The organism is Mesorhizobium sp. M7A.F.Ca.CA.004.06.1.1, from assembly GCF_003999135.1.
In the GTDB taxonomy this organism is placed as follows: Bacteria; Pseudomonadota; Alphaproteobacteria; order Rhizobiales; family Rhizobiaceae; genus Mesorhizobium.
Map to the genome: position 1 here is coordinate 1 of NZ_RZPQ01000169.1, position 9,142 is coordinate 9,142.

Genomic DNA, 9,142 nt, shown 5'->3' on the forward strand with positions numbered 1-9,142 from the left:
GGCCGGCGTGACCGCCTTTGGACTGGGCTCCAGCCTGTTCAAGCCGGGCATGAGCGTCGACGAGGTGGCCGCGCGTGCACATGCTGCCGTCGTGGCCTGGGATGCGGTGTTCGGAGAAGCAGGATGAGCGAAGCGATCGTTACGGTTTTTTCCGATCACGTCTGCCAGCTCGGCGAGGGGCCGAGCTACGATCCCGCCACCGATACGCTCTACTGGTTCGACATCGTCAACGGTCAGCTTCTGCAAAAGCAACTGTCCGGCGGCGCGGCCACCGTCCATGAGCTTGGCCAAATGGCGAGCGCCATCGCCGTCATCGACGACAAGCGCCAGCTTATCGCCGCCGAAACCGGCCTTTATGTCCGTGATGTCGCGACCGGCAAACTGACGCTGCACACGCCTGTCGAGGCCGACAATCCGGTCACACGCTCCAACGATTCCCGGGTCCACCCCTGCGGCGCCTTGTGGATGGGCACCATGGGCAAGGGCGAGGAAAAAGGCGCCGGTTCGATCTACTGGTTTTTCAGAGGCGAACTGCGCCGGCTGTTTTCGGACATCACCGTCTCCAATTCGATCTGTTTTACCGAGGATGGCGCAATCGCCTACTACACCGACACCTCGACCGGGCTTTTGATGCGCGTCGCCTGCGACCCGGCGACCGGCCTGCCTGCCGGTGAGCCAAAGCTGTTCGTCGATCACCGCTCGGCCAAGGGCTATATCGACGGATCCGTGCTCGACCGCGACGGCATCCTGTGGAATGCCGTCTGGGGCGGCAGCGTCATCGAAGCCTATGGACCCGACGGCAAGCTCGTCCGCACGGTCGCCATGCCGGTGACGCAGCCATCCTGCCCGGCCTTTGTCGGCGCCAAGGCTGACCGGCTGGCGGTCACCTCCGCCTGGTCGGGCAAGGATGAGAAGCAGCGTCTGCTGGATCTGCAGGGCGGCATGACCTTTCTGCTCGATATTCCCGTCAACGGCCGCTTCGAGCCGCGCGTGCTGATCGCCTGAACGAACTGGATTCTGCGGTCGGACGGTGCGTTGTCACGCAACCGCCCGCGCCGTGTCGGTTTCGCGAGAGCCTGACGCCTCGACCGTGCGATGGTAGGCAATCGCACTGCCGGGGAACGTTCATCTCATGCCGAGCCGCCAGCCAAGACTGATCCTCGTCCATGAGCCGGAGAAGGCTTGTTTCGACCGTCTGGTCGCCGACGGTCATGCACCGCAGCGCGCCGCCGAAATCGCGTCCTATCTGGCGCAGTCTACCGATCTCGCTCCTGAATTCGAGGCGCTTGAACGCGCCTGCCAGGCACGCGGCCTGTCGTTTGCGCCAGTGGCGCTGGACGACGCCGCAACGGTGCTCGCCGAGGAGCACCCCAGCACGACGCTGGTCTGGACGCTGACCGACGGCATCGCCTATTTCCGCGGCGGCGCGGCGCCCGCTCTGGCGCGATTGGGCGGTTTCAAGACGGTCGGCGCAGATGATGCGCTGTTCGCGCTCTGTCAGGACAAGTTCCGCTCCGGAGCCGTGCTCGGCGCACTCGGCATGCCGGTGCCGCAGGCCGGGCTCGCGCGCGACGGCCAATGGCTGGTCGAGCCGCCGGCCTCGCCCGCCGGCTGGTTCGTCAAGCCCAATCGGCTCGGCGCCAAGATCGGTATCTGGCCGGACTCGCGTGTGGCCGACCTCGGCCATGCGCTGGAGCTTAGCCGGCGCGTCTTTTCGGCCTATCGCGACGATGTCGTCGTCCAGCCCTATGTCGCCGGCCGCAATGTGCGCGCCAGTTTCCTCGGCCTGGTGCCTGGCGCCGGGGTCGAAGCCCTTGGCGTGGCTTTTGTCGATTCAGGCGCCGATTTCCAGACCATGGCCGACAGCCTGGCGCTCTACGGCGACACCGGGGAGGCAGCGAAAGCGGCGGGACATTACGCCGAGCCGGAACTCGTCGCGGTTGCCGACAGCCAGCCGGCCGCCGACACCAGGATTCGCGCGATCGCCGAGCGGCTGATGGGCGGGCTCGGCCTGCGCGATGTGTTTTCCATCGATCTCAGGGTCGAGGCCGACGACACCGTCCACCTCATCGAGTTCGAGGTCTGCCCCGGCCTGCCCTGCTTCGATTTCCGCGCCTATTGCCGCCAGCAATGGGGCCTCGAGCTGGCCGACGCCATGGCCAAGACAGCGGCGAGCCGGCTGATCGGCCAAGAGCATCGCGCCTGAAGGCGCGAGGGCAGATCGCGGGCCGACGGGCGGACGCGTTTCACTGCGGCATTCGCTCGACCGCCTGCAAGGACGGATCCATCTTGTCCCAGGCATGGCCGTGGCTCGTGTAGGTCACCATCTGCGGGCTGAACTGTTCCGGATCGTCGAGGCTGGCCGCGTGGACCACTATCAGCTCGGGCATGGCGACGGGTATCAGAAAGACCGGCGTTCCGCAGGTTGGACAGAAGGTGTGGATTTTTTCGTTGCCGCTGGCGCCCGCCACGCGCCAGGTGCTCACCTCCCCGGTGATGGCCATATCGGCACGCTGGCCGAAGGTCAGGTAGGATCCGTGGCCGGTGCCTGAGCGCTTCTGGCAATCGCTGCACTGGCAGTGGTTCTGGAAGATCGGCTCGTCATTGGTTTCGTAGCGGATCGCGCCGCATGCGCAGCCGCCGGTATAACGCTTGGTCATTGTCATTCTCCACGGGCCTGATTCTGCTTGAGGTCGCAACATCAGGCCGATTTCGGCTTGGCGAAAATGTCGATGCCGCTGCCGGTTTCGAGGAAGGATTTCAGGCTCGACAGCACCGCCGGCCAGCCCTGGCTGACGCCTTTCGCCATGCCGCTGCCGGCTTCGAGCTCGTCATGGCTGACGGTCAGCCGCACCATGGTGTCGTATTCCTCGATGGCGAACGTCACCCGGCTGGTTTTCGACGGATCGTCGGCCTGCGAAGCATTCGCCCAGGTGATGACAAGGCGGGTCGGCGGCGAAATCTCGACGACCTCGCCGACGAGCTCTACGGTCTGTTCGTCATTGGCGCGGATATGTTCCCATTTCGAGCCCGGCGTCCATTCGGAGACGTTCTCGTGGCCCCAGTAGCGCTTCGCGATCTCGGGCTTGATTATGGCCTCGAACACCTTCTGCGGCGTTGAGCGGATATAGGTCACGTAGACAAAGCTGGTCGTTTCCCTGGTCATCGGTCTTCTCCTTCGAGTTCTTGCTTCAGGTCGTGCAGCAGGCTGAGCCGCTGCCGTTCGAATTTCCGTACCCAGCGCTCGTAGACTTCGTGCAGCGGCACGGGATTGATGAAATGCAGCTTTTCGCGGCCGCGCTTGACCGTGCTCACCAGATTGGCCGCCTCCAGCAGGTCGAGGTGCTGGGTGGCGGATTGCCTGGCCATGTCCAGATGGTCGCAAAGCTGACTGAGCGTCTGCCCGTTCTGCTCGCACAGAAGGTCAAGCAGCCTTCTGCGTGTCGGATCGCCCAGCGCTTTGAAAATCTTGTCGGCGTCCATCTGCCTCACCTTGTTGTAGGCACAATATGCAGGTAAATACCTGCATGTCAACCGGCGATCCGACCCGCGTGAATGACCGCTCGTCGGCACGGCTCCGCACCCGGCAACTGCGCCAGGCAGATGACCGTGAAATCGCGGAGCAAAGATATGTAAAATGCGCCTGCGGGGCTTCAAACGCCGCCAGGCTTTATCCGATTTTGAGCAATGATCTCCGGCGAAAACCGGAATGACTTCTTCGGAACTATGCTTGCAAGGACATCAGGCGCCCTCGACCAGGACGATTTCGCCGTCGGCGACCTTCTGACGGATGGCGACGGCGCGCTGGTATTCCGGCGAATGGTAGCAATCATGCGCGGCGGCGAGCGATTCGAACTCTATGATGACGTTGCGTGCCCGGCCGGGGCCTTCGGCCTTTTCATGCTCGCCGCCGCGCGCCAGGAACTTCGCACCGAAGCGCTCGAAGGCAGGCTTGGCGGCGGCGACATAGTCCTTGTAGCCTTCCGCGTCGCGCACATCGACACGGGCGATCCAGTATCCCTTGGGCATTTTCTTGGTCTCCGAACTTGTTCTTGGAAATCTCAGGCCGAGCGCATCTCGTCGAGGATGGCTTCGGCCGCTTCCCGTTTGTTGTCCGCAGCAATGATCGGCCGGCCGACGACGAGGTGGCTGGCGCCGTTGCGGATCGCCTGGCCCGGCGTCACGACGCGCTTCTGGTCGCCATGGTCGCTGCCCGCCGGCCGGATGCCGGGTGTCACCACCGCCATGTCGGGTCCGACGATGCGGCGCACCGCCTCGGCCTCCGCGGCCGAGCAGACGATGCCGCCCATGCCGGCATGCAGCGCCTGTTCCGAGCGCCGCAGCACCAGCGTATGCGGGTCGTACTCGTAACCGACATCGATCATGTCCTGCTCGTCCATCGAGGTCAGCACGCTGACGGCAAGCAGGCAAAGGTCGCTGCCGCGCGCTGCTTCCACCGCCGCCGCCATCGCCTTGGGATAGGCGTGGATGGTCAGCATGGTCATGCCCATCTTGACGATGTTCTCGACGCCCTTGGCCACCGTGTGGTCGATGTCGAGCAGCTTCATGTCGAGGAAGACCTTGGTGCCGCCGCTGGTCAGTTCCCTGGCGAAATCGAGCCCGCCGGCGAAGGCAAGCTGGTAGCCGATCTTGTAGAAGGAGACGACGCCGTCGAGTTCGCGCACCGCCTGCTCGGCTTCTCTCACTGTCGGCACGTCGAGGCCGACGATCAGCCTTTCCTGCATGGATTGGGCCTGCAAGGTGCTGGCAATCATGTCTCTATCCGGGTGGACAGCATGCGCGAGGTTTCGATCAGCGTGCGGCATAGATGCTCCATCGATTTGTACAGTCTTTCGTCACGGAAATTGCCGTCCTCGTCGAAGGCGCTGCCACCCTCGGGCACCGAGCATTCCGGCGTCACCACCTCCATCTGGCAACGTACCAACACGGCGCGCAGATGGTTGATGCAGCGGATGCCGGCAAAGTGCCCGCTGGAGGACGAACAGAGGCCAACGACCTTGCCGGCAAGTGGCCTCACCGGCCGCCCGCCATCCCTGCGCACCCGGCTCACCCAGTCGATCGTGTTCTTGAGCAGCGGCGGAATGGAGCCGTTATATTCGGGCGTGGCGATCAGCAGCCCGTCATGGGCGATCACCAGACGGCCGAGTTTCTGGGCGTTTTCGGGAACGCCTTTTTCCTTTTCCAGATCCTCGTCCAGGATCGGCAAGGGATAGTCGGCAAGCGAGATGCGGGTCACCTCGGCGCCTTGCATGGCAAGTTCCTTCTGCGCCACGTCGGCCGTCCTGCCGCTATAGGCGCCGCTGCGCACCGAGCCGGCGAAGACGAGGATTTTCGGGATCACTGCCATTGGCCACCCTTGCTCCCGGACAGGTACAGCCAAGGATCGAGCAAATCAACGCCAACTTCGTCATCCCTGGGCGAAGCAGGAGCGAAGCTCCGTCGCGGAGACCCTGGGATCCATTCCGTGACCTTGACCGTAGAGTGCGGCGGAACAGAACTCTGCGCCGTGGCGTGCACTCGGAAGTCGCGGCATGGATCCTCGGGTCTGCGCTGCGTCGCTGCGCTCCTTGCTCCGCCCGTGGATGACGAAGTCATAGAGTTTGCGCGAGTCGCCGAGCGGTTCCGCTCCGAGAAACTAATGCGCTTCGCGGCGGTAGATCCACAGCTGGGTCGGCGGGATGTTGCGAAGGATGAAATCGAAATGCTTGACCGTATAATTGCCACGGCCGGCCGGGATCGGCGACATCGGGCCGTAGGTCAGCTGCACGATCGGCCGTCCGGCCGGGATGCGGTCGAGCAGGCTCTCGATATAGGCAATGCGCTGGGCGACCGGGAAGTTGAGCAGCGGCACGCCGGAAACGACGGAATCGAAGATCATCCCGCTCTTGTCGCCAAGCGTGGCGTTGAGATTGAAGGCATCGCCCTCGATGACGTTGACGCCGGGATAGAGCCGCCGCAGATGACGGACGAAATCCGCGGAATACTCGACCGCGTAGAGGTTTTCGGGCCGCACGCCCTGAGCGAGGATGGCGCGGGTGATCACGCCGGTACCGGGGCCGACCTCAAGCACCGGCAGGCCGGATTTAGGATTGACGATCGAGGCCATTTTGCGCGCGGTGACCGAACTGGTGGGCACGATCGAACCAACCGCCTTCGGCTTGTCGATCCAGCCCTTGAAGAATTTGAGTTCGTCGTCGAACTTTTCGACAAGCGCCTTCCGCAGTCCAGGGCCACGTGTCATGCAAGCTCTCCTCAGCGCTTCCCGCAAAGTTACTTAGCACCTGAGCGGTGCTAGGCAAGGCGCGGCCGGACGCATGTCGTGGATAAGATAATTTTCGTCGCGTCTCAAGGGGTGACGCGATTCAAGGATTTACGCGTTGCAAATCGGCTTAGGCTGGCCAAAGTGCATCAACGTTCGCCAAAGGACTCGAAAAAATCCTTCATGCGGGCAAAAAAGCCGCTCGATTGGGGCGAATTGTCCTGCGAGGAGAGCTGTTCGAACTCCTCCAGCAGCTCACGCTGGCGGCGGGTCAGGTTCTGCGGCGTCTCGACCGCGGTCTGGATGTAGAGGTCGCCGACATTGGGCTGACGCAGCACAGGCATGCCCTTGCCCTTGAGACGGAACTGGCGCCCGTTCTGCGTGCCCTCGGTCACCTTGACCTTTGTCTGCGTGCCGTCCAGCGTCGTCACCTCGAAGGAGCCGCCAAGGGCTGCCGTCGTCATCGAGATCGGCACCTTGCAATACAGGTCGGCGCCGTCGCGTTGGAAGAACTCGTGCGGTTTGACCGCCAGGAAAATATAGAGGTCGCCCGATGGCCCGCCGCGCAGGCCGGCTTCGCCCTCATTGGCAAGGCGGATGCGGGTGCCGTCCTCGATGCCGGCCGGGATGTTGACCGACAGCGAACGCTCCTCGGTGACGCGGCCCTGGCCGGCGCATTTCGGGCACGGATCCTTGATTGTCTGGCCGCGGCCCTGGCATTGCGGGCAGGTCCGTTCGATCGAGAAGAAACCTTGCGTGGCGCGCACCTTGCCGTGGCCGTTGCACATCGAGCAGGTGACGGGCTGGGTGCCGGGCTTGGCGCCGCTGCCCGAACATTCAGAGCAGGAGATCGACGCCGGCACCCGGATCTGCGCGGTCTTGCCGGCAAAAGCCTCTTCCAGGGTGATTTCCATGTTGTAGCGCAGGTCGGCGCCGCGTTCGCGGCCGCCCGACGAACGGCGCTGGCGCCCGCCCATCATGTCGCCGAAAATGTCCTCGAAGATATCGGCGAAACCGCCGGCGCCAAAACCTTGCGCGCCGCCATTCATGCCGCCCTGTTCGAAGGCGGCGTGGCCAAAGCGGTCGTAGGCCGCGCGCTTCTGCGGGTCTTTCAGCGTCTCGTAGGCTTCGTTGATTTCCTTGAACTTGTGCTCGCAGGAATGATCGCCGGGGTTGCGGTCGGGATGGAACTGCATGGCGAGCTTGCGGAAAGCGCTCTTGAGCTCCTTCTCGTCGGCGCCTTTTTGGACGCCCAGCGTCTCGTAGAAATCAGCTTTCATTTTTTCCCGCTGTCCGGATGCTCAACGTCTTGAAGCATTGTTGCGTCTCTTTGCCGGCACTGACGCTTCGATTTAGGTGCGATGGAAGGGGGATGCCAGTGTCGACGCGGCTTTGCCTGCATTTTTTCAGCAAGGCCCGCTGTTTTTCTGCAAGGGGTTGCAAAAAAGCCCGGCCTTCGCCGGGCTTTTCGCTTTACCTTGCCGTCAAACGGTTCAGGCCGACTTCTTCTTGTCGTCATCCTCGTCGATTTCCTCGAAATCGGCGTCGACAACGTCACTGTCCTTGGCGGCGTCCGCCTTGGCGTCGGCTTCCGCCGCTTCCTTCTGCGAAGCCTCGTACATGGCCTGGCCAAGCTTCATCGAAGCCTCGGCAAGCGCCTGGCTCTTGGCTTCGATGTCGGCCGGGTCGTCGCCTTCGGTCGCGGTCTTCAGCGCCGCGATCGCGTCGGAGATCGCCGTGCGCTCGCCTTCCGAAACCTTGTCGCCATATTCCTTCAGTGACTTCTCCGAGGAATGCAGCAGCGCTTCGGCCTGGTTGCGGGCCTCGACCAGCGCCCGCCGCTTCTTGTCGGTCTCGGCGTTGGCCTCGGCGTCCTTGACCATCTTCTCGATGTCGGCGTCCGAAAGACCGCCCGATGCCTGGATGCGGATCTGGTGTTCCTTGCCGGTGCCCTTGTCCTTGGCCGAAACGTTGACGATGCCGTTGGCGTCGATGTCGAAGGTGACCTCGATCTGCGGCACGCCGCGCGGCGCCGGCGGGATGCCGACCAGGTCGAACTGGCCGAGCGCCTTGTTGTCGGCGGCCATTTCGCGCTCACCCTGGAAGACCCGGATGGTCACGGCCGACTGTGAGTCCTCGGCCGTCGAGAACACCTGGCTCTTCTTGGTCGGGATCGTCGTGTTGCGTTCGATCAGGCGGGTGAACACGCCACCCAGCGTCTCGATGCCGAGCGACAGCGGCGTCACGTCGAGCAACAGCACGTCCTTGACGTCGCCCTGCAGCACGCCGGCCTGGATGGCGGCGCCGAGAGCAACGACTTCATCCGGATTGACGCCCTTGTGCGGCTCCTTGCCGAAGAACTGCTTCACGATCTCCTGGATCTTGGGCATGCGGGTCATGCCGCCGACCAGGACGACTTCGTCGATCTCGCCGGCCTTCAGGCCGGCATCCTTCAATGCCGCCTTGCAAGGGGCAATCGTGCGCTGGACCAGGTCGTCGACCAGCTGCTCGAACTTGGCGCGCGTCAGCTTCAGCGTCAGGTGCTTCGGCCCGGTCGCGTCGGCGGTGATGAAGGGCAGGTTGATTTCGGTCTGGGTGGTCGACGACAGCTCGATCTTGGCCTTTTCAGCCGCCTCCTTGAGGCGCTGCAGGGCAAGCTTGTCGTTCTTCAGGTCGATGCCCTGTTCCTTCTTGAACTCGGCCGCCAGATATTCGACCAGGCGCATGTCGAAATCCTCGCCGCCGAGGAAGGTGTCGCCATTGGTCGACTTGACCTCGAACACGCCGTCGCCGATTTCGAGCACCGAAATGTCGAACGTGCCGCCGCCAAGGTCATAGACGGCAATGGTCTTGCCTTCCTTC

11 protein-coding genes and 1 pseudogene are annotated in these 9,142 nt (G+C 63.4%); 3 read left to right on the plus strand and 9 right to left on the minus strand.

The window, feature by feature from the left end:
- From EN906_RS38245 to EN906_RS12920, 3 genes and pseudogenes are all read left to right on the plus strand, one after another.
- Positions 1-127, plus strand: a pseudogene (locus EN906_RS38245) (2-dehydro-3-deoxy-6-phosphogalactonate aldolase); the annotation flags it as partial.
- Complete coding sequence (locus EN906_RS12915; protein ID WP_127266735.1) at positions 124-1,005, plus strand: SMP-30/gluconolactonase/LRE family protein; 882 nt, start codon at positions 124-126, stop codon at positions 1,003-1,005. The pseudogene EN906_RS38245 and the gene EN906_RS12915, both read left to right, overlap by 4 nt.
- 127 nt (positions 1,006-1,132) lie before the next feature.
- A complete protein-coding gene (locus EN906_RS12920) occupies positions 1,133-2,206 on the plus strand; it encodes a D-alanine:D-lactate ligase-like protein (RefSeq protein WP_127266736.1) in 1,074 nt (357 codons plus the stop codon).
- A 40-nt stretch (positions 2,207-2,246) separates the two neighbouring features.
- Here EN906_RS12920 and EN906_RS12925 read toward each other — a convergent pair whose 3' ends face one another.
- The 9 genes from EN906_RS12925 to dnaK form a co-directional block, all read right to left on the minus strand.
- Positions 2,247-2,660: a GFA family protein gene (locus EN906_RS12925; RefSeq protein ID WP_127266737.1), complete on the minus strand. Its 414-nt coding sequence runs from the start codon at positions 2,658-2,660 to the stop codon at positions 2,247-2,249.
- Between the two features lie 41 nt (positions 2,661-2,701).
- The gene (locus tag EN906_RS12930; RefSeq protein ID WP_127266738.1) at positions 2,702-3,166 is read right to left on the minus strand and encodes an SRPBCC family protein; all 465 of its coding nucleotides are present in this window, start codon (positions 3,164-3,166) and stop codon (positions 2,702-2,704) included.
- Complete coding sequence (locus tag EN906_RS12935; RefSeq protein ID WP_127266739.1) at positions 3,163-3,483, minus strand: helix-turn-helix domain-containing protein; 321 nt, start codon at positions 3,481-3,483, stop codon at positions 3,163-3,165. Before EN906_RS12935 ends, EN906_RS12930 begins: the two co-directional genes overlap by 4 nt.
- A gap of 258 nt (positions 3,484-3,741) precedes the next feature.
- Entirely contained in the window at positions 3,742-4,029 is a 288-nt protein-coding gene (locus tag EN906_RS12940) for a DUF1330 domain-containing protein (RefSeq protein ID WP_023762651.1), read from the minus strand.
- A gap of 32 nt (positions 4,030-4,061) precedes the next feature.
- Positions 4,062-4,775, minus strand: a complete 714-nt coding sequence (gene pyrF, locus EN906_RS12945) for an orotidine-5'-phosphate decarboxylase (protein ID WP_164748777.1) — start codon at positions 4,773-4,775, stop codon at positions 4,062-4,064.
- On the minus strand, positions 4,772-5,368 hold the full coding sequence (locus EN906_RS12950; RefSeq protein WP_127266740.1) for an NADPH-dependent FMN reductase: 597 nt from the start codon (positions 5,366-5,368) through the stop codon (positions 4,772-4,774). Before EN906_RS12950 ends, pyrF begins: the two co-directional genes overlap by 4 nt.
- Before the next feature lie 288 nt (positions 5,369-5,656).
- On the minus strand, positions 5,657-6,262 hold the full coding sequence (gene pmtA, locus EN906_RS12955; RefSeq protein ID WP_023810874.1) for a phospholipid N-methyltransferase PmtA: 606 nt from the start codon (positions 6,260-6,262) through the stop codon (positions 5,657-5,659).
- Between the two features lie 167 nt (positions 6,263-6,429).
- Positions 6,430-7,560: a molecular chaperone DnaJ gene (dnaJ, locus tag EN906_RS12960; protein WP_013528587.1), complete on the minus strand. Its 1,131-nt coding sequence runs from the start codon at positions 7,558-7,560 to the stop codon at positions 6,430-6,432.
- A 213-nt stretch (positions 7,561-7,773) separates the two neighbouring features.
- Positions 7,774-9,142, minus strand: a 1,369-nt coding sequence (gene dnaK, locus EN906_RS12965) for a molecular chaperone DnaK (RefSeq protein WP_127375205.1), incomplete at its 5' end; no start/stop codon positions are given.